Raw genomic sequence first — 26,303 nt, forward strand, 5'->3', positions numbered from 1 at the left:
TGCCCACGTGACAGATCGGAGCGCATAGCCGTACCGATCCCCTACCCTCGTTCACATGTCCTCCACTCCCATCCCGCGCTCCGCGCGCACCGCCGACGTGGTCAACCAGCAGATCCGTGATCTGTGGGCGCGTACGGGTGGTCAGTTGACCGCGGAGGACCGGGCGGAGTACGAGGCTCTTGTCACGGAATGGGCGACCGTGGCCGGTGAAGGACTCGTGCAGAGGGCGTGACACCTTCAGGACTGCGGCCTGCTGCCGTGGTTCGCGGCGTGCTTGCGACGGGCCTTCTTCTTACGGCGGCGCTTCGAGGACATGACGCCTCCTAAGGGCATAAATGGGCGGTTCATCGCCCCGGCCCACCCATACAGGGCGTGACGGGACATTTACCCCACCCACCATTCCACAGGGCCCGGGGCGCCGCATTCCGGCGCCGGGCCCTGAGGAACACCGTCAGCGCAGAGCGGCGTCGAGAGCACGTATGAGCTCGCCCACACGGCCCCCGCCGGGCGGCGCCGCGGGCAGGCGGCGCAGCACCGCGGTGACGGCGTCGGGCCTGTGCCGACGGGCCCACTCCAGCGTCCCCACGGTGATCCCCGGCTCCGCTTCGGACGCCAGCTCCTCGGCGCGTGCGGCATGCGCCGCCGCACCGAGAACGTGCTTCACCTGGTGCGCGCTCGCCTTCGGATGCAGGAACGCGGCCGCGGCCGCATGGCTCGCCGCCCGCGCGGCGTCGACGGCGGCGGGCGTACCAGTCTCCTGGGCCTCCTGGGCCGCTTTGTACGCCGCCCACGCCGCCTGCCGCAGCGCGCTCGTGCGACGGCCGCCCGCGGCGAAGGCCTCCGCCGCTTCCACGGCCGCGCGTGGGCGCGCATCCGGGACACCGGCCGCATCGGACGTGGCCGGCGCGCCTACGGGCAGTCCTCGCTCGTAGAGCGGCAGCACCCTGCGCGCACACTGCGCCGCGTAGCCCGCGATCTCGCGGAGTTCGTGTTCGCCCAGTTCGATGGAGTCCGCGTCGTTCGGCACGGCACGATCCTCCCACCGGGCGGCTGCCGGGAGCGGGGGCGGGTCTACTCCGGCGGCGTCGGGGTGTCGTGGCTGCGGTACATCGCCTGTACGTCGAGTTCGAGCTTGACCGTGGGGCCGACCACCGCGATGCCGCGGGCCAGCATGGTCCGCCAGTTGAGGGTGTAGTCCTCGCGGTGGAGTTCCGCCGTGGCGAGGGCGGCGCAGCGCAGTTCCTCCGCGTAGCCGCCGTTGACGACGCCGAGATAGTTCGTGTCGAGGTCGACCGTGCGGCTGACGCCGTGCATCGTCAGGGCGCCCTGAAGGGTCCACTTGGAGCCGCCCCGGTAGAGGAACCGGTCGGAGGAGAAGTGGACGTAGGGGTAGCGCTCGACGTCCAGGAAGTCGGCCGAACGCAGGTGGTTGTCGCGGGTGTTGTTGCCCGTGTCGATCGACGCCGCGTCGATACGGACCTCGACGCGGGAGTCCGCCATGTCGGGCGCGACGTGGATGCCGCCCTCGAAGCGGGTGAAACGGCCGTGCACATGGGCCATGCCGACGTGCTTGGCGATGAACCGGATCGCGGTGTGCGGCGGGTCGAAGAGCCAGGTACCGGGGCCCGGGAGCTCCGGGGGGCGGCCCGGGTGGAGCTGGACCGAGGTGAGCGGGGAGGTCGCGTCGGCGAGCACCTCGATCGTCTGCTGGTGCGGCTGGAGCCCCTCCGCCGCGATCAGCACGCCGTAGCGGCCGGGCTGCAAGGTGAGGAAGACGAGGCCGTACGGGTCGGTCGTGGCCTTCGCCGCCACCCGCCCGGTGTCGGTGGTCGTCAAAGTCACCTCGGCGCCCGGCATCGACTGCCCGAACGGGTCGGTGACCTGGCAGTGGAAGGCGCCCGCGCCGGACGGCACAGGATGCGCGAGTCCGGCTCCCCGCGCTGCGGAACCGGCCCGCTTCCGGCGGAACAGGGCGAGAGGCATGAGGACGAACCTTTCCGACGCAATTGACGATCCGTGATCACCTTGCCATGGGCCCCACCGGCGCAATTGCGGTGGAATCCCGTATTCCGTTCCCCACCGCCCCGGCGTTTCACAAGATCCACACGTCCGGATCCACATGTCCGGATCCACACGTACGGGCAGCACGCGGCCCGAGGGGAAGATTGCGACCCTCAAAGGAAGATTTAAGACAAGCGCGCCCTTTTCCAAGGATTCACCCAGGTCGCCCGGGCACCATTCGACACCGCAAGGGCCATGGATCAGGAAGGCGCGGTGTGGGTGACTCTCGAGTTCGGGCGGCGGACGGAACGGACCGCTGGTCGCGGCGCGGGGTGCTCGCCGCGCTGGGCGTGGCCTCGGTGGCGACGGTCGCGGGGTGCGGCGGTGAGGCGGGGGCGAACGGCACGGCCGGGGGGTCCGCCGACAGCGCGAAGGTCAGTGTCACCCCGGCCGACGGGACACGGCAGGCCGGCTTCGGCGCTCCGGTCACCGTCGCGGTCTCCGGCGGAACCCTGAGCGCGGTCGCGGTCGCGGCGGCCGACGGAACCCGTCTGCAAGGGACGTACAACGACGGGCGGACCAAGTGGACCTCGTCCGCCCACCCCGCCTCCGGAACCGAGTACACGGTGAAGACCACGGTCGACGGCGGCGGCTCCGCGCACATCACCCGTTTCACCACGAAGAAGCCGGGCGCCACCTTCGTCGGCTACTTCACCCCGGAGGACGGCTCGACGTCCGGTGTCGGCATGCCCGTCTCGATCACCTTCACCAAGGCCGTGACCGACCGGGCCGCGGTGCAGAAGGCCATCACCGTGACCGCGGACCCGGACGTGGCGACAGCCGGGCACTGGTTCAGCGACACCCGGCTCGACTTCCGCCCGCAGGCGTACTGGAAGGCCGGCACGAAGATCACGCTGAGTCTGCGGCTGAAGGACGTCGAGGGCGCCGACGGGGTGTTCGGCACACAGGACAAGGACGTCACGTTCCACATAGGTCGCGAACAGATCAGCGTCGTCGACCTCAAGGCCAAGTCGATGACCGTGCGGCGCGACGGCAAGGAGATCGCCACGTACGACGTCAGCGGCGGCGACGCCGAACACCCCACGTGGGCGGGGAAGATGGTGATCTCCGAGCGGTTCGAGGAGACCCGGATGGACTCGACGACGGTGGGCCTCGGCGACGAGTACGACATCGACGACGTGCCCCACGCCCAGCGGCTCACCACGTCGGGCACGTTCATCCACGGCAACTACTGGGGTTCGCCGTCCCTCTTCGGCACGAGCAACACCAGCCACGGCTGCGTCGGGCTGCGGGACACCCAGGGCGCGGACGATCCGTCGACACCGGGCGCGAAGTTCTACAAGAGCTCGATCGTCGGCGACGTGGTGGAGGTACGGCGCTCGGGCGAGGAGACCGTCAATCCGGCGAACGGGCTCAACGGCTGGAACATGTCGTGGGCCGACTGGCAGGCGGGCAGCGCGGTCTGAGCGCCCCGGGGCGGGAGTACGGCGGAGGGATGGGAGCGGTGCGGTGCTGCGCGGTGCGGTGGAATGGGATGGGATCGCAGCTGTGGGGCAGCAGTACACCAGCGGGACAGGGAACGCGTTCCGCGCCGGATGTGCACAGGTTGTCCGTGCGGCGTTGACGGCGCCGGAATGCCTCTGGCAGGGTCGCCGGGCCCGTCACGCCGCCCCGGACGAGGGACCGAGGAGATCCCAGCGCCGATGAACCGCGACTGCGAACCGTCCTCCGCGCCCGCCCGGACCACCGACGCATGGCGGCACTTCGCGGAGAAGTACTGGGCGAGAGAGCCGGTGGTCGTGCCGGACGCGCCGCGGCCCGGCCTGGACGCGGCGGGGGCCCACCGCCTTCTGGTGGCCGCGGCCGGCGCCCCGCGGCCGACACGGATGCGGCTCGCCGTGGCCGACGGTGTGCTGCACGATCCCGGGCCGCTGCTGCCCTCCCTCGAGGACCGGGACACCGCCGCCTACGCCGCCCGCCTGTCCGGACCCGGCCAACTCGGCCGCTGTGGCTGGCTGTTGACGGCCAATCACGCGCTGAGGCTCGACTTCGCCCTCTGGTCGCAGGTCCGGGACGCCGTGGCGGGACTGTGGCGGCACGTCGGCCGGCCCCCGCTGCCCGTCACCGCCGAACTGGCCGTCGGCACCCGGCACCAGGCCACCGAGGAGTTCGGGGCGCGCCCCGACGCGGCCGCGCTCACCTGGGTCCTCGACGGCTCCCTGACGATGCGGGTACGGCCCGAGCACACCGGCACCGAGTTCGAACTGCACGCCGCAGCGGGTGACTTGGTGCACTGGCCGGCGGGCAGCACCCATCTGGAGGACCGTACGCGGCCGTGCACGACCCTGCGCCTGACCGTGCCGGCCCGCACCACCGCGGCCCTCCCCTACGTCGGCGAGGTGGTCCGGGAGGTCCTGCGGCGCCACCCGCTGCCCGGCGACGAGCAGCCCACGACACCGCACCCCGTGCCCGCCGCCCCCGACGGGCGGCTCACGCCCGCCGACCGCTTCACCGAGCCCGCCGAGCGCTACGCCGCGGCGCTCGCCCGTGACGAACCCGAGCAGGCGCTGCTGCTGCGCTGGGCCGGACTGCACTCCGCGGCGGGCCTCGACCCGGCGCCGCCGCCCAGAGCGGGCGTCGCGCTCACCCCGTACCACCGATTACGACGCACCACCGAGATCCTGCGCCTGCGGGCCGGTGCCGGCACGTTGATCTGGGCCGCCCATGGACACGCGCGCCGTAGCACCTCCCCGGTGGTCCGCCGGGTGCTCGCGCGCCTCGGCACTGTCTCGCGGATCAGTGTCGCCTCGCTCGCCCAGGCTTGTGACCTACGCCCCGAAAGCCCCGAACTCGCATCTCTTGTCGATGAGTTGTACCGCGTACGTGCCCTGGAGCTGGAGTCGTGAGTCCTGTCCCCGCAGCTTCGGTCGATGTCCTGGAGTCGCTCGACTGGGACACGTTCGTCGACGCGTACTGGGATCGCGGGCCCGTGCTGATCAGGGGCGCCGCGCTCGGGGTCGCCCCGTTCGACGCGCACGAGGTCTTCGAGAGTGCCGTCACCGCGGCGCGGCGTCCCTCGGCGGGGCCGGTGAGCTTCGCCCTCGGACCGCGCCGCCTGGCCGACCCCGGGGATCTGCTGCCGCAGCCGGAGGACGGCTCGTTCGCCCGGTACGGCCGTCGCCTGCTCCGGCAGTCGGGGCGCGAGCCGTTCCATCTCGTCGTGCGCGGCCTGCACGCCTTCCACCACCCGGTCTGGCTCAGGGCGCGGAACTTCCTCGCCGGACTGTGGGACCGCACGGGGCAGCCGCTGCTCGGGGCGAGTACCACGCTGCACCACGGCACATGCGGCTCCGAACGGCTGTCGCGCACCCCGGGTGCCACGTTCCTCTACACCCTGCTCGGACGGCCACGGTTGCGTCTGGCGCGGGCCGGCCGATGGCTCGCCGCCCGGCCGGCGCCCGGCGACCTGCTCTACTGGCCCGCCGGTCAGCGCTACGTCACCGAATCCAGCAGGTCGCCCGCGGGCCTGGTGCACCTGGGTGTCCCGCGGACCGCGCCCGGGCCCGGCCACGGACTGCGCTCACTGCTCGCGCCCGGCCCCAACCCGGCCTATCCGCAGGCACGTTGGGGCGGTGACGACATCCTCGTACAGGAAGACGCGGAGGGTGTGCTCGACGCGGGTGAGGCGGACCGCGCGGCTTCGGAGCTGCTTCCGCCGGTACTTGTCGACGCGCTCGCGCACTATCGAGAGGCCGCGCGGCCGACGGCGATGCGGCGGAGGCTGGCGCGCGAGGCGCTGCTGCATGCGACGGACGGCGGGCTGCGGCCCGTACCGCCGCCCGCCCGGCCCGGCCGTTTCACCGACGACGACGCGGTGCGGGCCGTCGAGCGGGTGGTGTGGGCGGAGACCGCGGGCCGTCGGCTCGTGGCCGCGTGCGGGCACGTTCTGGAGACCGATCTGACCGGGGCCGAACTGTCCGCGATCGTCGGACTGCTGAACGCGGGCGAGGAGGTGCCGGTGGCGGAACTCGCGCCGTCCGCGCGGGCGTTGATGTCCCGGCTTGCCGGGTTCCGGGCGGTGGAGCGGTTGTGAGCGGGGCGATGTGGGCGGGGTGGGTGCGAGCCGCTGTCGCGCGGCTATGAGCCTGTGGGGACGGCCAGGTACTTGTACTCCAGGAACTCCTCGATGCCCACCCGGCCGCCTTCCCGGCCGAGGCCCGACTGTTTGACGCCGCCGAAGGGGGCCGCCGGGTTCGACACAAGCCCGGTGTTGAGGCCGACCATGCCGGTCTCCAGGCGTTCGCCGACGCGCAGCGCACGGTCCAGGTCGCGCGTGAAGACGTAGCTCACGAGGCCCCATTCTGTGTCGTTCGCGGCCTGTACGACGTCCTCCTCGTCGTCGAACGTGAACAGCGCGGCCACGGGGCCGAAGATCTCGGTGCCGGTGAGTGCGGCGTCGCGCGGAACCTCGGTGAGGACGGTCGGCGGGTAGAAGTTGCCGTCTCCGGCGGGGAGTTCGCCGCCGGTCAGGATCTTGGCGCCGCGGTCCACGGCGTCCCGCACCAGCGCGTCCACCTTGGCGCGGCCCGCCGCGTCGATGAGCGGCCCGACGTCGGTGCCGGGCGCGGTGCCGTCCCCGACGGTCAGGGCCGACATTCGCGCGGTCAGCCGGCTCGCGAACTCCCCGGCGACCGAGCTGTGCACGTAGATGCGGTTCGCGGCGGTGCACGCCTCCCCCATGTTGCGCATCTTGGCGACCATCGCGCCGTCCACGGCCGCCCCGATGTCTGCGTCGTCGAAGACGATGAACGGGGCGTTGCCGCCGAGTTCGAGCGAGGTGCGCACCACCGTGTCGGCGCACTGGGCGAGCAGGATCCGGCCCACCTGCGTGGAACCGGTGAAGGACAGTTTGCGGATGCCGCCGCCCCGCAGCAGGGGTTCGACGAGGCCGCCCGCGTCGCTCGTCGTGACCGTGTTCAGGACGCCGGGCGGCAGGCCCGCCTCGGTCAGGATCCCGGTCAGCGCGAGGGACGACAGCGGGGTCTGCGGGGCGGGCTTGAGGATCATGGTGCAGCCCGCGGCGACGGCGGGGCCGATCTTGCGGGTGCCCATGGCGAGCGGGAAGTTCCAGGGCGTGATGAGCAGGCAGGGGCCCACCGGCTGGCGCAGGACGAGGTGGCGGTTGCGGCCGTCGGGGCTGGTGGCGTAGCCGCCGTCGATCCGGACAGCCTCCTCGGCGAACCAGCGGAAGAACTCGGCGGCGTACGTGACTTCGCCGCGGGCCTCCGCCAGGGGTTTGCCCATCTCCAGGGTCATGAGGAGGGCGAGGTCCTCGGTGCGGTCGAGGATGATCTCGTGGGCGCGGCGCAGGATCTCCGAGCGGGTGCGGGGGGCTGTGGCCGCCCAGGCCTTCTGTGCCGCTTGTGCCGCGTTCAGGGCGGCCCGGCCGTCCTCGGGGCCTGCGTCGGCGACTTCGCAGAGGGTGGTGCCGGTGGCGGGGTTGTCCACGGGCATCGTGCGGGGCGCTGCCGCGTTCTGCCAGGTGCCGGCTATGTGGAGTTGCTTCGGGACGGCTTGGATGACGGGGGGTGGAGTGGTCAAGGTCGGCTCCAGGTGCTGCCGGGGGGCGTCCGCCGGGTGCGGGTTTCGTCGAGGTTGCTCGCGCAGTTCCCCGCGCCCCTCGAAGGGGCGTGTGTGCGGCGTCGGTCGCTGCGTGCGGGTTCGTCGTGGTTGCTCGCGCCGTTCCCCGCGCCCCTGGCGGGCACGGGTTCGTCGTCGTTGTAAACGCCGGTCTCCGCGCCCCTGGCGGGGTACGGGCTCGTCGCGTTCAGGATGTTGCCGTCGCCACCGCTGAGCGCCAGATGCGTAGGGCCTCGTCCACCTGGGGTTCTGTGACCACCAGTGCCGGGATCATGCGGACCACGTTGCCCCACGGGCCGCAGGTGAGGAGGAGCAGGCCCTCGTCCGCCGCCGCCTGTTGGGCCCGCAGGGCGGTCGCCGGGTCGGGGTCGCCGTCCGGGGTCGTGAACTCGCTCGCCAGCATCAGGCCGAGGCCGCGCACGTCGCCGATGGCCGGGGTCTTCGCCGCGAGGTCCGCCAGGCCCGAGCGCAGCCGGGCGCCCATCGCCGCGGCGTTGGCGACGAGGCCCTCCTCGGCGATGACGTCGAGCGTGGCGCAGGCCGCCGCGCAGGCGACCGCGTTGCCGCCGTACGTGCCGCCCTGCGAGCCGGGCCTGGCCCTGTGCATCAGGTCGGCCGGTGCCGCGATGCCCGACAGGGGGAAGCCGCTGGCCAGGCCCTTCGCGGTGATCAGGACGTCGGGCCTGACGTCGAAGTGGTCGTGGCCCCAGAAGCGGCCGGTACGGCCGACGCCGGTCTGGATCTCGTCGAGGACGAGGAGGATGCCGTGCCGGTCGGCCCGTTCGCGCAGGCCCTGGAGGAAGGCCGTGTTCGCGGGGACGTAGCCGCCCTCGCCGAGGACCGGTTCGACGAGGATCGCCGCGGTGTCGTCGGGGTCGGTGACCGTCTGCAACAGGTGGTCGAACTCGCGCAGCGCGAACCGCGTGGCCGTCTCCTCGTCCCAGCCGTAGTGGAAGGCGTTGGGGAAGGGGGTGATGGCCACCCCCGCCATGAGGGGGCCGAACCCGGTACGGATCTTGGTGCCGGAGGTGGTGAGCGAGGCCGCCGCCACGGTCCGGCCGTGGAAACCGCCGTGCGCGACCACGATGTTCGGCTTCCCCGTGGCCTGCCGGGCGAGGCGCATCGCCGCCTCGACGGCCTCGCTCCCCGAGTTCACGAAGAACAGGCTGTCGAGGCCCGCGGGCAGTACGGAGCCGAGCTTCTCGACGAGGCGTTGCAGCGGCTGGTGCAGGACGGTCGTGTACTGGCCGTGGATGAGGGTGGCGACCTGCTCCTGCGCGGCGGCGACGACGCGGGGATGGCAGTGGCCGGTACTGGTGACCCCGATCCCGGCGGTGAAGTCCAGATAGCGGCGGCCGTCGATGCCGTAGAGGTGGACGCCTTCCCCGCGCTGCGCGACGACGGGGGTGGCCTGGCGCAGATGCTCGGACAGTTGGGTCATGCCCTCCACCCTCGGCGCCGGGCCGAACGGGCGTCAATGGGGCATGTGTGACGATCTCCGGCCACCTCCGTCGCGGTCCGGCCGGGCGCGGCTCCTTCAATTCACAGGAGTTCTGCGTAATTTCGGTACGGGCAGGCTTCCCAAGCCATGTGAGTTATGCAACAGTCCTGCACAACCCGTCCGATTGGTGCTCGGAGGATTTCAGGCCATGGCGGTGCACGACAGGGCGCGTGGGCACGACCTCGCGGCGTTGCGCGGTCTCAACACCGCGGTGGTGCTGCGGGCGTTGCGGCAGGAGAGCCCGCAGACCGTCAGCGGCCTCGCCACCTCGACGGGGCTGTCCCGGCCGACGGTCGAGGCGCTCGTGGAGGAGCTGGCCGCGCAGGGCTGGATCGCGGAGACCGACGCCCCGGCGGCCGGGCGGGCACCGGGACGGCCCGCGCGCCGGGTCCGGTTCCGTGCCGAGGCAGGGCACGTGGTCGGCGTCGACATCGGGCTCAAGAAGCTCGTACTGCTGCTAGCGCGGCTCGACGGGCAGGTCGTCGCGCGGCAACGGGAGGACTTTCCGGCGGAGTTGACGGGCGCCGAGCGCATAGAGCTGTTGCGCGGCCGGCTGCGCCGCTTCCTCGCCGATCAGGGTGTGGGGCCCGGTGACGTGTGGTCGATGGGCGTGGGCGTGCCGGGCATGGTCGACGACACGGGGCGGATCGTCTCGGTGGTCGTGCCGGAGTGGACCGACCTGGATCTCGCGCGCCGGCTCGCGGACGACATCCCCTGCCGCGTCTTCGTGGAGAACGACGTGAACCTGGCCGTGCTGGCCGAGCACTGGCGCGGCGCGGCGGTCCTCGCGGACGACGTGGCGTGCGTGCTCGTGGGCCGGCGCATCTCGTGCGGCCTGATGATCGACGGCCGGCTGCACCGGGGGCGCAGAGGCGGCGCGGGCGAACTGGGCATCCTGCCCCAACTGGGCCTGGACGAGGCCGGAAAAGCCCTCGACCTGGACGGGCGCCCCGGCGAGTCCGGGACGGACGCCCTCGCGCGCGCCGTACGGGCAGGGGACGCGGAGGCTCTCGATGTCCTCGACCGGTATCTCGCCGGAGTCGCTCCCGGCATCGCGGCGCTCGTCCTCGCCCTCGACCCCGAACTGCTGGTGCTTTCGGGAGCGTTGGCGCCCGTCGGCGATCCGCTCGTCCCGCTCCTCACCGGACATCTGCGCCCTCTGACCCTGCACGTGCCGCGCATCGTGGTCAGCACGCTCGGCCGCGAGGGCGTGGCCCTGGGCGCGGTGCGCCGCGCCCTGGACGCCGTGGAAGCCGAACTCCCGCGTATCGCGGGCCCGTTACGACCGACCGCTCCGCTCTGACCCGTTCCGACCCCCTCCTATCGATGGGAGACGCGTATGCGCAGGAGAACGCTGATCGGTGGTGCGCTCGCGGCGGCGGCCCCGCTCGCCGCCGGCTGTAGCGGCGGCGGAGCTTCCGACACCGCCTCGGCGCGCGGCCGCACCACCCTCTCGTACGGCATCTGGGACGTCGCGCAGGCGCCCGTGCTCCAGCAGGTCATCGACGCTTTCGAGCGCGAGAATCCCGGGATCTCCGTGGAGATCCAGCTCACCCCCTGGTCGTCGTACTGGACGACGCTGCGCACGTCGATGCGGGGCGGCACCGCGCCCGACGTGTTCTGGATGAACGCGGTGAACATCCAGCTGTACGCGGCGAACGGCGCCCTCGAGCCACTGAGCGAGCACATCGCCCGGGACCGCACCCCGGTCGGCAAGCACCCCGAGGCGCTCATCGACATCTACGCGTACCAGGGCAAGCAGTACGGGCTTCCGAAGGACTTCGACACCATCGGGCTCTGGTACAACAGGGCGCTCTTCGACAGGGCGGGCGTCAAGTACCCGGACGAGACATGGACTTGGGACGATCTGCGGGACGCCGCACGTGAACTGACGAATCCCAGGAAGCGGGTCTACGGTATCGCCGCCGAGATGGACCGGCAGGCCAAGTTCTACCCGACGATGTTCGGCGCCGGCGGCTACGTGCTGCGCGACGGGCGCTCCGGGTTCGCCGATCCGCGGTCCATCGAGGGGCTGCGGTTCTGGACGGACCTCGTGGACCGGGGCTGGTCGCCGCCGCAGAGCGCCATGTCGGAGGTGCGGGCCCGCAATCTGTTCCTGTCGGAGCAGGTGGCGATGAACTACGACCTCTCCGCGATGGCGTCGCTCATGTACGCCGGTCCGGAGATCAAGGACCACGGCGGTGTCGCCGTGCTGCCCAAGGGCCGCGAGCGGGCCACCGTCATCCACGGTCTCGCCAATGTGGTCAGCGCCAAGTCCCGTAGAAAGCAGGCGGCTTGGAAGTTCGTGGACTTCATGGCGCGGCGCGAGGCGGCACAGATCCAGGCCAAGGGCGGCATCACCATCTCCTCGTACGAGGGGACGCAGGACGCCTGGCTGAAGTCGATGCCGGAGTTCGATCTGCGCTGCTTCATCGACATGCTCGACTACGCGGTTCCGTACCCGAGTTCACGCAACACGGCCGTCTGGGAGGACCAGGAGTACCTGCTGCTCGGTGCTCCGTTCAGCGGCAAGGGCGGCGTGGAGCAGGCGGCACGGACGCTGGCGAAGCAGATGGACCGGGCGCTCGACGAGGAGGGCAAGTGATGGCCGTGTTCCCGTCGACGGCCGCCGCGGAGGCGGACGGCCGGATCAGGAAGCCCCGCTCGAAGCCCGGCCCGGACGGCGGCAGCAGAGGGCCCAACTCCCGTACGCAGAGAGCCGCTTACCTGTTCATCGCGCCGATCGGCGTCGGCTTCCTGGTGTTCTACATCTGGCCGATGATCCAGACGTTCGGCTTCAGCTTCACCCACTTCGGCCCGTTCGGCGGCCACTCCTGGACCGGCGGCGACAACTACGCCCGGGTCGTCCAGGACGTCACCGTGTGGCGCGCCGTCGGCAACACGCTGCTGTACGGGGCGATCGGCCTGATCACGCTGCCACTGTCGGTCGCGGTGGCGGCGCTCCTGAACCGGCGCGGGCTGCGCGGTGTGGGGATCTACCGCGCCCTGTACTTCATCCCGTTCGTCACGCTGCCGGTCGCGGTCGGCCTGGTCTGGAACTGGCTGTACAACGGCAACTTCGGTCTCCTGAACGAGATGCTGTCGTGGTTCGGCGTCTCACGGCACTACTGGGCCTCGGACCCGTCGACCGCGCTGTGGGCGATCGGTGTCGTCTCCGTATGGCAGAGCGTCGGCTACTACCTGATCATCTTCATCGCCGGGATCAAGGGCATTCCGCAGGACTACTACGAGGCGGCCGAGCTGGACGGCGCGGGCCCGGTGCGGCGCTTCTTCACGATCACGCTGCCGCTGCTCACCCCGAGCATCTTCTTCGCGGCGGTCATCTGCGTGATCAACTCACTGCAGATGTTCGACCTGATCTACGTGATGATGAGCCCGACCAATCCGGCGCTCGGCTCCACGCAGTCCGTGGTGAGCCTCTTCTACCAATGGGCGTTCCAGCAGAACAACCAGGGTGCGGCGGCCGCGCTCGCGTTCCTCCTGATGCTGCTGACCGCGGCGCTGACCTTCCTGCAGTTCCGCCTCCAGAAGAAGTGGGTGCACTATGCGTGACCGCCTGCGCCGCGTGGACGGCGGCGCCGTCGCCACGCACCTCCTGTTGTCGCTCGGCGCGCTCGTGATGGTCTTCCCGTTCCTGTGGCAGCTCCTCACCGCGCTGAAGACGCTGCCGGAAGCCGTGCACGTACCGACGACGTTCCTTCCCGAGCGGTGGAACTGGGCCGCGTTCCAGGACGTGTTCACCGCGCTGCCCTACGGGGAGATGCTCGGCAACAGCGTCATCAACACGGTTGGCCGGACCCTCGGCCAGCTCGTGTTCTGCTCGCTCGCCGCGTACGCCTTCGCCCGGATGCGCTTCCGCGGCAAGAACGTGCTGTTCGCCCTGTTCCTGTCCGTGCTGCTCGTCCCGTCGTCGCTGCTGATCCTGCCCCAGTACGACATCATCCAGCGGCTCGGCCTGCTGAACTCACCGCCCGCACTGTTCCTGCCGGGCATGTTCAGCGCGTTCGGCACGTTCATGCTGCGCCAGTTCTTCCTGTCCCTGCCACGGGAGTTGGAGGAAGCGGCCCGGATCGACGGCGCGGGCCCGTTCCGCATCTTCTGGTCGATCATGCTGCCGCTGATCCGGCCCGCCCTGGCCGCACTCGCGGTGATCACGGCGATGTGGTCCTGGAACGACCTGCTGTGGCCGCTGGTCGTGAACACCGATCCGGCGAAGATGCCGATCAGCGCCGGACTGACCTCCCTCGAGGGGCAGTTCGAGACCAACTACCCGGTGATGATGGCCGGTTCGCTGATCGCCAGCCTGCCGATGATCCTCCTCTACCTCTTCCTCCAGCGGCACTTCGTGCAGGGCATCGCCCAGAGCGGCACGAAGGGCTGACCTTCCTCTCGAACACCTCGATGAACCCCTGCTGGAAAGGACCTACATGGCACGCCTCGACGTGGGCCTGATCGGTGCCGGCGGCATCGCCCGCGCCCATCTGCCCGCCTGGACGGAGCTGGGCGCACGCGTCACGATCCTGTCCACCGACGGTCACGCGGAACAACTGGCTGCTCAGTACGCCGAGTTCGGTGTGACGGCCGTGCACAGCCTCGCCGAGCTGCTGGAGCGCAGCACCGTCGTGGACGTGTGCACCCCGACGTTCACCCACCGCCACCTCGTGCTCGACGCGATCGCCGCGGGCAAGCACGTCGTCTGCGAGAAGCCGCTCGCGCTGAGCGTCGACGAGGCGCAGGAGATGGTGGACGCGGCCGAGGCCGCGGGAGTGCTGCTGTTCCCGGCGCACGTCGTGCGCTACTTCCCGGCGTACGCGGCGCTCGCGCAGTCCGTCGTGGCGGGCCGCATCGGTGTCCCCGCCGTCCTGCGGTTCACCCGCTCCGGCTGCTACCCGGTCTGGGCGCCGTGGTTCTCCGACCCGGCCCTGTCCGGCGGGATCCTGATGGACCAGATGATCCACGACCTCGACTTCGCCCGCCTCCTGGCAGGCGAGGTGGTCCGCGTCCACGCGCAGGTCCGCGGCCGCCAGGAACCGGGCGCGACCGCCGGGGACGTGGCGACGGGCACGGCCGTGCTCACACACGCCTCCGGCGCGGTCAGCCATGTCCTCGGTGTGTGGGGCCTGCCGGACCTTCCGTTCCGCACCACGTACCGGGTGGCCGGGTCCGGCGGGATCCTGGAGCACGACTCGACCGCCCACACCGGGTTCCGGGTGCTGGCCCAGGGCGCACGCGCGGCCGGCGAGGGCATCCCCGGCAGCCCCATGACGGAGAGCCCCTATCTGACGGAGTTGCGGGACTTCGCGGCCGCCGTCACGGGCGGGGCCGTGCCCCGGGTCTTGGCGCGCGACGGCGTCGAGGCGGTCCGGATCGCGGCCGCGGCCGCCGAGTCCGCCCGCACCGGAGAACCCGTCGAACTGAAGCCGACCGAGGAGGCCGGGCTGTGAAGGGCATGAAAGTCGGGGTGCTGTCGTTCGCCCACGTCCACGCGGGCGGCTTCGCGCGCCTGCTCGCCACGATGGACGGGGTGGAGGTCCTGGCGGCCGACCCCGAGACGGATCTGGCGGCGCCGGGGGAGGTCCGCGGCAAGGACTTCGCGGCCCAGCTCGGCGTGGACTACGTGGACACGTATGAGGAGTTGTTCGCCTGGGGGCCCGACAAGGTGGTGATCTGCTCCGAGAACGTCCGGCACCGCCCCTTGGTCGAACTCGCCGCCGCGCACGGCGTGGACGTGCTCTGCGAGAAGCCCCTCGCGACCACGCCCGAGGACGGCGCGGCCATGGTCGAGGCCTGCCGGGCGGCCGGGGTGCGGCTCGCGGTGGCGCACCCGGTGCGGTTCAGCCCCGCCTACCTCGCGGTGCGGGACGCGGTCCGCGCGGGCACGGCCGGTGAGGTGCTCGCGGTGTCCGGCGCGAACAACGGCTATATGCCCGGAGAGCGGCGCCGCTGGTTCGTCGACCCCGAACTCGCGGGCGGCGGCGCCCTGATGGACCACACGGTGCACATCGCCGACCTTCTCGACGACCTCTTCGGCGGCATCCCCGCGACCTCCGTGTACGCGCAGACCAACAACGTCCTGTACGAAAGCGAGGGCCACGTCCCCGTCGAGACGGCGGGCCTGCTCACCCTCACGTACGCGAACGGCGCCGTGGCCACGATCGACTGCAGCTGGAGCCAGCCGCAGCACCATCCGGCATGGGGCGGCCTGTCGATGCAGGTCATCGGCGACCGGGCCACCCTGGAGATGGACGCCTTCGACCAGAAGGTGCACGGCTTCAGCGAGACGTCGCGCTCCGGGATCGAACTCCCCTACGGCGTCGACCTGGACGCGCTGATGCTGCGCGCGTTCCTCCACGGGGACGACACCGGACCGATCGGGGTGACGGACGGCGAGGCCGGACTGCGGGCCCTGCGGATCGTGGCAGCCGCGTACGAGTCGGCACGGGCGAGGCGCACGGTGGCCGTGAGGTAACGGGGGCGGTCAGGCGGGAGCCGATGGCCGGTGTGACGCCCATGTGGTCACGGAGTGGGGTCCGTGTGCGGCAGGATGGCCCGGCGTGCGGCGCTTCGGCGTCCGCGCCGGCCCCATTCCCTACCGAGCAGGTGCACGTGACCAGACATCACATACCCGGCCCCGTCGCAGCGTTGTGTCCGGGAGGCGTCCGATGACGCGCGGACTCGACCTCCACGACCTGATCATCGCGGGCGTCGCCCTCCTCGCGGGGCTCCTGGCCGGTCTGCTCCTGCGGATCCTGCTGCGCTGGCTCGGCGAGCGGGCCAGCCGCACCCGCTGGAGCGGCGACGATCTGCTCGTCGACGCGCTGCGCACCCTCGTGCCGTGGGCCGCCGTCGCCGCGGGCGCGGCGGTGGCGGCCGAGGCGCTGCCCCTGACCGCCCGCACGGGGCGCAACGTGAACATGGCGCTGACCGCGTTCGTCATCGTCGCGGCGACGCTCACCGCCGCCCGGATCGTCACCGGGCTCGTCCGGGCGGTGGCCCAGTCCCGGGCGGCCGTGGCCGGTTCGGCGACGATCTTCGTGAACATCACGCGGGTCGTGGTCCTCGCGATGGGCTTCCTGATCGTCCTGCAGACGCTCGGCATCTCCATCGCGCCGCTGCTCACCGCCCTCGGCGTGGGCGGTCTCGCGGTGGCGCTCGCCCTCCAGGACACGCTCGCCAACCTCTTCGCGGGCGTGCACATCCTCGCGTCGAAGACGGTGCAGCCCGGCGACTACATCCGGCTCAGCAGCGGTGAGGAGGGCTACGTCGTCGACATCAACTGGCGCAACACGGTCGTGCGGCAGCTCTCCAACAACCTCGTGATCATCCCGAACACGCAGCTCTCGGGTACGAACATGACCAATTTCAGCCGTCCCGAGCAGGAGATGACGCTGCTCGTACAGGCGGGGGTCGGTTACGACAGCGACCTGGAGCACGTCGAGCGCGTGACCATCGAGGTCGTCGCGGAGGTCATGAAGGACGTCGAAGGTGCGATGCCGGAGCACGAACCGGCCGTGCGCTTCCACACGTTCGGCGATTCGCGGATCAGCTTCACGGTGATCCTCGGCGTCGGCGAGTTCAGCGACCAGTACCGGATCAAGCACGAGTTCATCAAGCGGCTGCACCGGCGCTTCCACGAGGAGGGCATCCGCATCCCGGCGCCGACCCGCACGGTGGCGCTGGCGCAGGGCAGCGCGCCCGTCGTCATCCCGCACCAGCGGGACGCGTCCCAGGCCGCCGACTCCTCGATCACGCCGGTGATCTAGTCAGTGGTTCCAGCCGGTGATCCAAGGGGCGGTCTCTCCCCGCCTTCGGCCAGTACCTCGCCGATGACGCGCGCGGCCGTCCGCGCCATGAACGGGTTCGACTCCCGGTAGTAGGCGAGTTCGTGGGCCGCGACGGTCAGGGCCCAGCCCCTGCCGCGGGCCCAGGTGTCCGCGTCGGTCCTTCCCAGGGACTCGCGGAAGACGCGGCGCGCTCCGGCGTCGAGGACGTACCAGGCGACGATGAGGTCGACCGCCGGGTCGCCCGTCCCCATGCACTCGAAGTCGATGACGGCGCTGAGCCGGCCGTCGTCGACGAGGAGATTGCCGGGCTGCAGATCGGAGTGCAGCCAGACATCGGGCAACGGGCCGCGCGGGGCGCGCACCGCGGCGTCCCAGACGGCGAGGGCGGTGTCCGCGTCGATCGTGTCGGCAAGGCGGCCCAGCACGTCGCGGGTGTCGCTGTCCCGCTCGGCGAGCGGGCGGCGGCCACGGTAGGCCCCCGGGGCGCCCGCGGTGTCGATCCGGCGCAGGGCGTCGACGAACGCGGCCAGGTCCTCGGCCAGCGCCTCCGGCTTCTCCAGGCGCCCGATGTCCGGGATCGCGCCGGGCAGCCAGCGGTGCACGGCCCAGGGGTACGGGAATCCGTGTCCGGGCCGCCCTTCCGCGACGGGTTCGGGCACGGCGACCGGCAGCCGCGCGGCCAGGAGCGGCATCCACCGGCGCTCGCTCGCGAAGTCCGGCACGGATCCGCTGCGGCGCGGCAGCCGGATCACGTACGCGTCGCCGAGCCGGAACAGGACGTTGGACGTGCCGTGCGAGTCGACGTGCCGCAGCGCCAGGCCCGCCCAGCGTGGGAACTGCTCGTCGACCAGCGCCCGGACGAGGGTCTCGTCGATGTCGGCCTCGTCGGAGTGCAGCTTGTGAACGCCCATGGTCACCTTCCGCGGCGGGATCAACGCCGCGTGATCCTAACCGGCACCGGCGCCGTGAGGCGCCTCATTTTCGGACGACGCTCTCCAGCGCCCGCCCCGTCGTTCGCGGCCCGAGCACCGCCACGTCGAGGCAGAGCAGCGCCATCAGGACGGCGCACCCGGCGAACATGCCCGTCGCGCCGAACTCGTCCAGGACGGCGAGGCCGACGAACGGCAGGACGCCGCCGGTGAGCCGGGACAGCGAGTACGCGATCCCGACGGCGCTGCCCCGTATCGCGGTGGGGAAGAGTTCGGCCTGGTAGACGTGGAAGGCGTTGGAGAAGATGTTCTGCGTGAGCGTCATGAGGATGCCCGCCGTGACGATCGCGGCCGAGGACTCGGCGGTGCCGAAGGCGAGGCCGAACACGGCGATCGCCGCGGCCGCCGCGATGACCAGCGTCTTGCGTTCGATCCGCTCGATGAACAGGATCGAGACGGCGGAGCCGATCGGATAGCCGAGGAAGCTCAGTGCCGTGTACGTCAGCGAGTGCACCACGTCGTGGCCCTTGGCCATCAGGACGAGGGGCGCGAGGGAGCCGAAGCCGTAGTAGCCGACGGTCTGCAGCACCTGGAAGATCCAGAGCATCACGGTGCTACGGAGATGGGGCGGCCGGAAGAGTTCCCGCAGGGGAGCCGCGCTCTCGGCCGACTCCGGTACGGACTCGGGCAGTTGACCGGCCTCCACCGGGGCGAGTCCGGCGCCGCGTTCCACGTCGGCGACGATCCGGTCCGCCTCGGCGTGCCGGCCCTGGGCGCTCAGCCAGCGCGGCGACTCGGGCAAAGAACGCCGCAGCACCCAGACGAACGCCGCGCCGACCCCGCCGAAGACCAGCAGCCACCGCCAGCCGTCGATCAGCAGATCCCGTTCGGCGACGAGCTGCCCGCCCAGCAGCGCGGCGACAGGCGCACCGCAGAAGCCGAGGGTGTACGCGATGGCGACGAACCGTCCGCGGACCGCGCCGGGCAGCAGTTCACTGACGTAGGTGTCGACGAGCGGGAGTTCGGCGCCGAGGAAGAGACCGGCGACGACGCGCAGCACGATCAGCGACGTCAGATCGGGAGCGAAGGCGGCGAGCAGTGAACTGACGCTGTAGCCCGCGAGGTTGAGCATGAACAGCGGGCGCCGCCCGAAGCGGTCCGCGGCCCGGCCCAGCAGCACCGCGCCCGCGAACATGCCGAAGAAGGGGGCGCCGACGAGGAGCGCCTTGCCGTTCGAGTCCAGGTGCCACTGCTCGGTCAGGACGCTGCCGAGCACACCGCCGAGGAACACCTCGTAGAGGTCGAAGAAGGTGGCGAGCCCGGCGAGCAGGGTGATCCGCCAGTGCCAGGCGCCGACCGGTACGGCGTCCAGGCGCGCCGCGACGGTGAGCCGGGGTCCGTCCGCGCTCGCGGCCGTGCCGTCATCAGGTGTCGTCTCCACCGCGCCGCCGGACATGCCCGTTCCCGCCCCTCCGCTTTAACTGTTGCCTACACGCATGTTGCCACGGAGGCGGCCACACACCCGTGACCTCCACGATCTCTCCTCGGGACTGACGTATCACCGACGTCATGTGCCGGCTCCGCGCTGCGGGCGCTGAAGAGAACTGGACGCCCCGCTGCCCGAGTCGGCGGCCTGGCGGGCGACGCACCCGCGGTGAGACGTCCTCGGCAACGACTGCGGGGCCGTTTCAGATCTCTCTGAAACGGCCCCGCAACCTGCGACTTCTCACAGTCGGGACGACAGGATTTGAACCTGCGACCCCTTGACCCCCAGTCAAGTGCGCTACCAAGCTGCGCCACGTCCCGATGTCGGCTGCCTTCGGAAAGTCCCGTCCGGCGGCGACAGACAGAACAATACCCCAAGCTCACGGGTGGTTTGAAACCGATTCCGCGGCTGTCGGGAACCATGCGCGAGAATCGGACGCATGAGCACTTCGCACAGCGGTGACCGGGACCGGGACGAGGAGGGCCGGGCGCGCAACGCCCGCCCTCGCGACGGTCTCGGCCGCCCCCTCCCCTACGGCGCCGCCGGCGTCGACCGCCAGCCCGAGGGCGTCGTGCGCACCCCGGACCGGACCGTCGCCGAGGCCCAGGACCTGCTCGACGCGGGCCGCCCGTTCCACGCGCACGAGGTCTTCGAGGACGCCTGGAAGTCGGGCCCGGAGTCCGAGCGTGACCTGTGGCGGGCGCTGGCCCAGACGGCGGTGGGCCTCACCCACGCGGCCCGCGGCAACACCAAGGGCGGCGCCCGCCTCCTGCGCCGCGGGGCGGACGGCCTGGCGGCCTGGACGGGCGAGCCCCCGGGCGGCCTGGACACGGAGGGCATCGTCCACTGGGCACGCGCCCTGGCGACCCAGGTGGACCGGGGCACCCCCGTTACAGCAGCGACCTCGGCACCCCGGCTCAGGCAAGCCCCGTAAGGGGCGCGGGGAACTGCGCGAGCGACCACGGTCGAGCGGCACACGCCACCCGGAAATCACTCCCACGGCGCCAGCGCGTCACCGGTCCGGCCGCAACAGACATGCGCACCGTCCTGCCCCGGCGGACCCTGCAAACGTGACAGCCACCCCAGAAAACCCGGGCCCCCCATACTTGGACAAGCGCCGCCGCAACGTCGTCTTCGTCACGATCATGCTGGGCATGCTGCTGGCCGCGCTCGACCAGACGATCGTCGGCACGGCCCTGCCGACGATCGTCTCGGACCTGGGCGGCGCGGCGCACATGTCGTGGGTGGTGACGGCGTACCTGCTGGCGGAGACGGTCGCCACGGTGCTGGTCGGTAAATTCGGTGACCTGTTCGGGCGCAAGGTCGTCTTCCAGGTCTCGGCGATCGTCTTCATCACCGGTTCCTTCCTGTGCGGCCTCGCGGGCGACATGACGCTGCTGATCGCCTGGCGGGCGATGCAGGGCATCGGCGCGGGCGGCCTGATGGTGACGGCGATGGCGCTGATCGCGGACGTCATCCCGCTGCGCGAGCGCGGCAAGTACCAGGGTGCGATCGGTGCCGTGTTCGGTGTGGCCACGGTCATCGGGCCGCTGCTCGGCGGTCTGTTCACGGACCACCTGACCTGGCGCTGGGCCTTCTACGTCAACGTACCGATCGCGATCATCGTGGTGATCGCCGCGGCCCGCACCATCCCGGTGGTGAAGTCGGCGACGCGGCCGGTCATCGACTATCTGGGCATCGCGCTGGTCGCGGTCGGCGCGAGCGCCCTGATCCTCGCGACGAGCTGGGGCGGCAACCAGTACGCGTGGGGCTCCGGCGTCATCATCGGCCTGTTCGTCGGGGGCCTCGTCGCGCTCGGCCTGTTCTGCTGGGTGGAGTCACGCGCGGCCGAGCCGATGCTGCCGATGCGGCTCTTCGCCAACCCCGTCTTCACGGTCTGCTCGATCCTCAGCTTCATCGTGGGCTTCGCGATGCTGGGCGCGATGACGTTCCTGCCGACGTATCTGCAGTACGTCGACGGGGACTCGGCCACGATCTCGGGCGTGCGGACGCTGCCCATGGTGATCGGTCTGCTGATCGCGTCGATCTTCTCCGGCAACGTGGTCAGCAAGACCGGCAAGTACCGGATCTTCCCGATCGTCGGCTCCCTCGTCATGGCGCTCGGCCTGTATCTCCTCTCCCTTATGGGAAGCGATTCGGGGGTCTGGCTGGAGTCGCTGTACATGTTCGTGCTCGGTGTCGGCATCGGGCTGTGCATGCAGGTCCTGACGATCGCCGTGCAGAACACGGTCGACTACGCGGATCTGGGCACGGCCACGTCGGGCGTCACGTTCTTCCGTACGCTCGGCAGCTCCTTCGGGACGGCCGTGTTCGGCACGATCTACGCCAACACGCTGAAGCCGAATCTGTCGGACGGGGTGGCGCAGGCGGCCCGGGCCGGCACCGGGATCGACCCGGCGACTCTCTCGAAGGCCGCGCAGAACCCGGAGGGCCTGCACGCGCTGCCGCCCGCCGCCCGGGGCCCGATCGTCGAGGCGTACGCGGACTCGCTGCACACGGTGTTCCTGTGGACGGTGCCGGTGGCGGTGATCGGGTTCCTCGTGGCGCTCTTCCTCAAGCAGGTGCAGCTGCGGGACAGCGCGCGGATGGGCTCCTCCGACATGGGCGAGGGCTTCGCGCAGCCGACCACGGGGGATCCGTCGCATCTGCTGCAACGGGCCGTCGGCAACATCGTGAAGACGACGGATCTGCAGACCGCGCGGCGGATCCTCAACGCCTCCGACACCCGGCTCGACATCGCGGGCGCCTGGGCGGTCATGCAGGTGGAGTTCTTCACGCGGATGGTCGGGCACGCGAGCCTCGGCATGATCGCGGCGCGCCGCATGCTGCCGCCGGAGGTCCTGGTGCCGGTGTTCCAGCGCATGGTCGACGAGGGTTATCTGTCGCGTACCGGTACGTACTTCTCGCACACGGAGGCGGGGCGCCGGGAGGCCGGGGTCATCAACGAGGCGTGGGGCGAGTGGCTGGCCGAGCGGGTCGAGGCGGATCTGGGCCGGCCGCCCGGCGAGGATCTGCGGGCCGCTGTCGACACGATCGCGAAGCGGCTGCTCGCGGAGGACCTGGAGCAGGGGCTGCCGCACCAGCCGGGCTCCGACCGCACGCTCAGCCCTACGTAGGCCGCCGGTTCACCGCAGCAGGAGCTGGAGACCGCCCAGGATGGTGGCCGCGATGACCAGCCGCTCGAACAGGCGCTGGTTGATGCGGTTCACGGCCCATTTGCCGATCAGTGCGCCCGGCACGACGAAGGCGACGAGCGCCGCGTCGAGGAGCAGGGAGCGGCCGTCGATGAGGCCGAGGCCCACGCTGAACGGCACCTTCGCGGAGTTCACGATGAGGAAGAACCAGGCGGAGGTGCCGAGGAAGCCCAGCTTCCGGAAGCCCGCGGAGAGCAGGTACATCGACATCACGGGGCCGCCCGCGTTGGCGACCATGGTGGTGAAGCCGCCGAGCACCCCGTACGAGCCCGCCTTGGCGCGGGCGGCGCGGGTCGCTGTCTCCTCACTCCCCGGGGCTTCGGCCTTGCGGCGCCGCCACAGGGTGACGCCGGCCATCAGCAGCAGGATCGCGCCGATGGAGGAGCGCACGGCCCCGTCCCCGGCGAAGGCGAGGAAGACCGTGCCGAGCACCACTCCCCCGGCGACCGCGGGGAACAGCCGCCACAGGGTGGGCCAGTGCGCGTGCCGCCGGTAGGTGAGGACGGCGAGGATGTCACCGAAGATGAGGATCGGCAGCAGGACGCCGGTGGACTCGCGGGCGGGCAGGATCGCGGCGAAGACGGCGAGGCTGACCGTGTTGGCGCCGCTGACGGCGGTCTTGGAGAAGCCCACCAGCAGCGCCGCGGCGGCCAGCGCGGTGAACCCCCACGGGGTGATCCCGAATATGTCGTGCATGGCGGGCCGATGGTAGACCCACCTATTCGCCGCGCGTCAGGGGCGCCACATCGTGATACGCGTGACCTGGTGTCTACGACTTCGTGTACGTGGCCCGCAGTTCGCGCTTGAGGATCTTCATGCTGGGGCCGAGGGGCAGCTGGTCCGTGAACTCGACGCGGCGCGGGTATTTGTGCTTGCCGAGGTGCTCCTTGGACCAGGCGGTGAGTCCGGCCGCGTCCAGGCCGGCGCCGGGCTTCGGGACGATCACCGCGCACACCTCCTCGCCGTGGACGTCGTCGGGCAGGCCGATGACCGCGGCGTTCTCGATGCCGGGGTGGCGCATGAGGACCTCCTCGACCTCGCGCGGGTACACGTTGTAGCCGCCGCGGATGATGATGTCCTTCTTGCGGTCGACGATGCGCAGATAGCCGTCCGCGTCCTTGGTGCCGAGGTCGCCGGTGCGGAACCAGCCGTCGACCAGGGCCTCGGCCGTCGCCTCGGGGCGGCCCAGGTAGCCGGTGAAGACGCAGTGGCCGCGGACGACGACCTCGCCGAGCTCGCCCGCGGGCAGCAGGTCGACCCGGTCCTCGGTCTCGGCGCGCGCGATCTCCACGTCGACGCCCCACAGGGGCTGTCCGATGGTGCCGGGGCGGGCGCCGAACACGGGCTGGTTCGCGGCGGCGGCCGGGGAGGTCTCCGAAAGGCCGTAGCCCTCGTAGACGGTGGCGCCGAAGGCCTGCTCGAAGCCTTCCAGGACCGCGACGGGGAGCGAGGCGCCGCCCGAGACACAGAGACTGAGCTGCGGAAGCTTCTCGGCCTCCGGCGCTGCCGCCAGCAGGTTCACGTACATGGTCGGGACGCCGTGGAAGGTGTTGACGTTCTCGGCGACCATGAGGTCGATCGCGCGGGCCGCGTGGAAGCGGGGCAGCAGGACGAGGGTCGCGCCCGCGCGCCAGGTCGCGTTCATCGAGACGGTCTGGCCGAACGCGTGGAAGAGCGGCAGGGCGCCGAGCGCGACGTCGTCGACGTGCACGTCGTTGGCGTCGAAGGCGCTGACCGTCGCGTTCATCACGAGGTTGAAGTGGCTCAGCTCGGCGCCCTTGGGGACGCCGGTGGTGCCGCTGGTGTAGAAGATGACGGCCGGGTCGTCGGCCTCGCGGGTGACGTAGGACGCCAACGGCTCGGCGGCCGCTGTCAGTTGCTCCAGTTCACCGACCGCGGAGAGCTGCACCATCCGTACGCCCGTCGCCTCCGCGGCGGCCACGCCGACGGCGGCCTGCGCCGGGTGGCACAGGAGCAGCGTCGCCCCGCTGTCCCTGAGGACGTGCTGGACCTCTTCCGCCGACAGCAGCAGGTGTACGGGCACGACGACCGCGCCCGCCGCCAGCGCCGCGTAGTAGGCGCGCGGGAACTCGGCCGTGTTGGGTGCCATCAGGGCGACCCTGTCCCCCGGACGGACGCCGAGGCCGATCAGGGCCGCGGCCTGCTTGCGCGCCTGGAGCCACAACTCGGCGAAGGTGTAGCGCAGTTCGCCTTCCACGAGCCCGATCTTGTCGGGGCGGCGACGGGCGGACTCGGCGAGGATCGCGGCGAGGGAGAGGGTTGCCATGCTCGACTTCCTTACGTGTTACGTGTGTTCAGGCGCGCTCGACGAGTACGGCGCTGCCCTGGCCGACGCCGACGCACATGGTCGCGAGGCCGCGGGCGGCGCCGGTGCGGCGCAGCCGGTGCAGCAGGGTGGTGAGGATGCGGGCGCCGGAACAGCCGAGGGGGTGGCCGAGGGCGATGGCGCCGCCGGACGGGTTGACGAGCTCGGGGTCGATGCCGAGCCGGTCCACGCACGCGAGGGCCTGCGCGGCGAACGCCTCGTTGAACTCGGCCTCCTCGATGGAGTCGAGGGACCAGCCGACGCGGCCGAGCGCCTTCTGCGTGGCGGACACCGGGCCGATGCCCATGACGTCGGGGTGCACCCCGGCCGAGGCTCCGGCGACGTAGCGCCCGAGGGACTCCAGGCCGAGGTCGCGCAGGGCTTCCTCGGAGACGAGGAGCAGGCCCGCGGCGCCGTCGTTCATCGGTGACGCGTTGCCCGCGGTGACCGAACCGCCCTTGCGGAACACGGGCTTGAGGCCGCCGAGCTTCTCCAGGGACGTGTCCGGGCGGATGCACTCGTCGGCGTCGACGACGACCCCGTCGGGCCGCGTGACGGGAAGGATCTCCGCGTCGAAGTGGCCGTCCTTGCGGGCGGCGGCGGCCCGCTGGTGGCTGCGCAGCGCGAACGCGTCCTGCTGCTCGCGCGAGACGGCGTACCGGTCGGCCACCTCCTCGGCGGTCTCGCCCATCGCGAGGACGCCGTGCAGCTGCTTCATCTCGGGGTTGACCAGCCGCCAGCCCAGGCGCGTGTCGTACGTCTGCATCGTGTGCGGCAGCGCTTCGTCGGGCCGTGGCAGTACGAAGGGGGCGCGGCTCATGGACTCGGAGCCGCCCGCGAGGACGATGTCGGCCTCGCCGGCGGCGATGGTGCGCGCGGCGGTGGTGACGGCTTCCAGGCCGGAGGCGCAGAGCCGGTTCACGGTCGCGCCCGGTACCGACTCGGGCAGGCCGGCGAGGAGGGCGGCCATCCGCGCGACGTTGCGGTTGTCCTCGCCCGCCTGGTTGGCGGCGCCCCAGTAGATGTCGTCGATCCGGGCCGGGTCGAGCGCGGGCAGGTCCGCGAGCAGGCCCCGCATCACGGTCGCCGCGAGGTCGTCGGGGCGGATGCCTGACAGGGCGCCGCGCAGCTTCCCGATCGGGGTGCGGCGGGCGGCGGCGAAGTGGACGGGACGCACGGTCAACTCCAAGGACAGCGGTTAATTAGCACTGCTAGTTTTGGACTATAGACCTGTGTGCCGACGGCTGTGAAGGGGTACCCGGGGGAAGCGCCCGATGATCACCTGGTGACCAAATGGGGACATGCGGTGATCAAAGAGGTGGGTGCCGTTCCACATCTCAGGGCTGGCCCTGATGTATGGCCCACCCGCCCCGCCTACA

General features: G+C 71.3%; 23 protein-coding genes and 1 tRNA gene. 13 read left to right on the forward strand and 11 right to left on the reverse strand.

Features of this window, described 5'->3' with window-relative positions:
* Positions 1 to 55: 55 nt before the first annotated feature.
* Positions 56 to 232: a hypothetical protein gene (locus tag ABD366_RS09625; protein WP_324768717.1), complete on the forward strand. Its 177-nt coding sequence runs from the start codon at positions 56 to 58 to the stop codon at positions 230 to 232.
* Between the two features lie 5 nt (positions 233 to 237).
* Here the strand turns inward: ABD366_RS09625 and ABD366_RS43730 are convergent, their stop codons facing one another.
* The 3 genes from ABD366_RS43730 to ABD366_RS09635 all read right to left on the reverse strand — a co-directional run bounded on the left by ABD366_RS43730 (position 238) and on the right by ABD366_RS09635 (position 1,983).
* Positions 238 to 384, reverse strand: a complete 147-nt coding sequence (locus ABD366_RS43730; protein ID WP_486388815.1) for a hypothetical protein — start codon at positions 382 to 384, stop codon at positions 238 to 240.
* Positions 385 to 451: 67 nt separating this feature from the next.
* Positions 452 to 1,027 (reverse strand): putative immunity protein, encoded by a 576-nt coding sequence (locus ABD366_RS09630; RefSeq protein WP_344441479.1) that lies wholly within the window; start codon positions 1,025 to 1,027, stop codon positions 452 to 454.
* Between the two features lie 44 nt (positions 1,028 to 1,071).
* On the reverse strand, positions 1,072 to 1,983 hold the full coding sequence (locus tag ABD366_RS09635) for a YceI family protein (RefSeq protein ID WP_324766579.1): 912 nt from the start codon (positions 1,981 to 1,983) through the stop codon (positions 1,072 to 1,074).
* Between the two features lie 293 nt (positions 1,984 to 2,276).
* Between ABD366_RS09635 and ABD366_RS09640 the strand changes: the two genes are divergently transcribed.
* The 3 genes from ABD366_RS09640 (at position 2,277) to ABD366_RS09650 (ending at position 6,115) form a co-directional block, all read left to right on the forward strand.
* On the forward strand, positions 2,277 to 3,488 hold the full coding sequence (locus tag ABD366_RS09640) for a L,D-transpeptidase (RefSeq protein ID WP_324766580.1): 1,212 nt from the start codon (positions 2,277 to 2,279) through the stop codon (positions 3,486 to 3,488).
* A gap of 237 nt (positions 3,489 to 3,725) precedes the next feature.
* Positions 3,726 to 4,928 (forward strand): hypothetical protein, encoded by a 1,203-nt coding sequence (locus tag ABD366_RS09645; protein WP_324766581.1) that lies wholly within the window; start codon positions 3,726 to 3,728, stop codon positions 4,926 to 4,928.
* Positions 4,925 to 6,115: a hypothetical protein gene (locus tag ABD366_RS09650; RefSeq protein WP_324766582.1), complete on the forward strand. Its 1,191-nt coding sequence runs from the start codon at positions 4,925 to 4,927 to the stop codon at positions 6,113 to 6,115. The genes ABD366_RS09645 and ABD366_RS09650 overlap by 4 nt, the downstream gene beginning before the upstream one ends.
* A gap of 44 nt (positions 6,116 to 6,159) precedes the next feature.
* On the opposite strand, the gene ABD366_RS09655 is transcribed toward ABD366_RS09650, so the two are convergent.
* The gene (locus ABD366_RS09655) at positions 6,160 to 7,623 is read right to left on the reverse strand and encodes an NAD-dependent succinate-semialdehyde dehydrogenase (RefSeq protein ID WP_411293628.1); all 1,464 of its coding nucleotides are present in this window, start codon (positions 7,621 to 7,623) and stop codon (positions 6,160 to 6,162) included.
* Between the two features lie 226 nt (positions 7,624 to 7,849).
* Positions 7,850 to 9,103 (reverse strand): aspartate aminotransferase family protein, encoded by a 1,254-nt coding sequence (locus ABD366_RS09660; protein ID WP_324766583.1) that lies wholly within the window; start codon positions 9,101 to 9,103, stop codon positions 7,850 to 7,852.
* Between the two features lie 208 nt (positions 9,104 to 9,311).
* Between ABD366_RS09660 and ABD366_RS09665 the strand changes: the two genes are divergently transcribed.
* The 7 genes from ABD366_RS09665 (at position 9,312) to ABD366_RS09695 (ending at position 16,947) form a co-directional block, all read left to right on the forward strand.
* A complete protein-coding gene (locus tag ABD366_RS09665; protein WP_324766584.1) occupies positions 9,312 to 10,466 on the forward strand; it encodes an ROK family transcriptional regulator in 1,155 nt (384 codons plus the stop codon).
* Between the two features lie 36 nt (positions 10,467 to 10,502).
* On the forward strand, positions 10,503 to 11,768 hold the full coding sequence (locus ABD366_RS09670) for an ABC transporter substrate-binding protein (protein ID WP_324766585.1): 1,266 nt from the start codon (positions 10,503 to 10,505) through the stop codon (positions 11,766 to 11,768).
* Complete coding sequence (locus ABD366_RS09675) at positions 11,768 to 12,736, forward strand: carbohydrate ABC transporter permease (RefSeq protein ID WP_324766586.1); 969 nt, start codon at positions 11,768 to 11,770, stop codon at positions 12,734 to 12,736. The genes ABD366_RS09670 and ABD366_RS09675 overlap by 1 nt, the downstream gene beginning before the upstream one ends.
* Entirely contained in the window at positions 12,729 to 13,565 is an 837-nt protein-coding gene (locus ABD366_RS09680) for a carbohydrate ABC transporter permease (protein ID WP_324766587.1), read from the forward strand. Before ABD366_RS09675 ends, ABD366_RS09680 begins: the two co-directional genes overlap by 8 nt.
* 46 nt (positions 13,566 to 13,611) lie before the next feature.
* On the forward strand, positions 13,612 to 14,628 hold the full coding sequence (locus tag ABD366_RS09685) for a Gfo/Idh/MocA family protein (protein ID WP_324766588.1): 1,017 nt from the start codon (positions 13,612 to 13,614) through the stop codon (positions 14,626 to 14,628).
* A 5-nt stretch (positions 14,629 to 14,633) separates the two neighbouring features.
* Positions 14,634 to 15,653 carry a Gfo/Idh/MocA family protein gene (locus ABD366_RS09690; protein WP_324766600.1) on the forward strand — a complete coding sequence of 340 codons (1,020 nt, stop codon included), beginning with the start codon at positions 14,634 to 14,636 and terminating at the stop codon, positions 15,651 to 15,653.
* 193 nt (positions 15,654 to 15,846) lie between these two features.
* A complete protein-coding gene (locus ABD366_RS09695; protein ID WP_324766589.1) occupies positions 15,847 to 16,947 on the forward strand; it encodes a mechanosensitive ion channel family protein in 1,101 nt (366 codons plus the stop codon).
* Here ABD366_RS09695 and ABD366_RS09700 read toward each other — a convergent pair.
* The 3 genes from ABD366_RS09700 to ABD366_RS09710 form a co-directional block, all read right to left on the reverse strand.
* Positions 16,944 to 17,879, reverse strand: a complete 936-nt coding sequence (locus ABD366_RS09700) for an aminoglycoside phosphotransferase family protein (protein ID WP_324766590.1) — start codon at positions 17,877 to 17,879, stop codon at positions 16,944 to 16,946. The two genes, ABD366_RS09695 and ABD366_RS09700, sit on opposite strands and share 4 nt — an antisense overlap.
* 64 nt (positions 17,880 to 17,943) lie before the next feature.
* Entirely contained in the window at positions 17,944 to 19,353 is a 1,410-nt protein-coding gene (locus ABD366_RS09705; RefSeq protein WP_324766591.1) for an MFS transporter, read from the reverse strand.
* Between the two features lie 276 nt (positions 19,354 to 19,629).
* A tRNA-Pro gene (locus tag ABD366_RS09710) sits at positions 19,630 to 19,703 on the reverse strand.
* Positions 19,704 to 19,822: 119 nt separating this feature from the next.
* Here ABD366_RS09710 and ABD366_RS09715 point away from each other — a divergent pair.
* On the forward strand, positions 19,823 to 20,317 hold the full coding sequence (locus tag ABD366_RS09715) for a DUF309 domain-containing protein (protein WP_324766592.1): 495 nt from the start codon (positions 19,823 to 19,825) through the stop codon (positions 20,315 to 20,317).
* A 136-nt stretch (positions 20,318 to 20,453) separates the two neighbouring features.
* Positions 20,454 to 22,520 carry an MDR family MFS transporter gene (locus tag ABD366_RS09720; RefSeq protein ID WP_324766593.1) on the forward strand — a complete coding sequence of 689 codons (2,067 nt, stop codon included), beginning with the start codon at positions 20,454 to 20,456 and terminating at the stop codon, positions 22,518 to 22,520.
* 9 nt (positions 22,521 to 22,529) lie between these two features.
* Here the strand turns inward: ABD366_RS09720 and ABD366_RS09725 are convergent, their stop codons facing one another.
* From ABD366_RS09725 to ABD366_RS09735, 3 genes are all read right to left on the reverse strand, one after another.
* The gene (locus tag ABD366_RS09725; protein WP_324766594.1) at positions 22,530 to 23,294 is read right to left on the reverse strand and encodes a sulfite exporter TauE/SafE family protein; all 765 of its coding nucleotides are present in this window, start codon (positions 23,292 to 23,294) and stop codon (positions 22,530 to 22,532) included.
* A 73-nt stretch (positions 23,295 to 23,367) separates the two neighbouring features.
* Positions 23,368 to 24,885, reverse strand: coding sequence for a long-chain-fatty-acid--CoA ligase (locus ABD366_RS09730; RefSeq protein ID WP_324766595.1), 1,518 nt, complete (start codon positions 24,883 to 24,885; stop codon positions 23,368 to 23,370).
* A 28-nt stretch (positions 24,886 to 24,913) separates the two neighbouring features.
* Positions 24,914 to 26,101, reverse strand: a complete 1,188-nt coding sequence (locus ABD366_RS09735) for a thiolase family protein (RefSeq protein WP_324766596.1) — start codon at positions 26,099 to 26,101, stop codon at positions 24,914 to 24,916.
* Positions 26,102 to 26,303 lie beyond the last annotated feature (202 nt).

The sequence above is a fragment of the Streptomyces kunmingensis genome (assembly GCF_039533535.1).
GTDB lineage: Bacteria > Actinomycetota > Actinomycetes > Streptomycetales > Streptomycetaceae > Streptomyces > Streptomyces kunmingensis.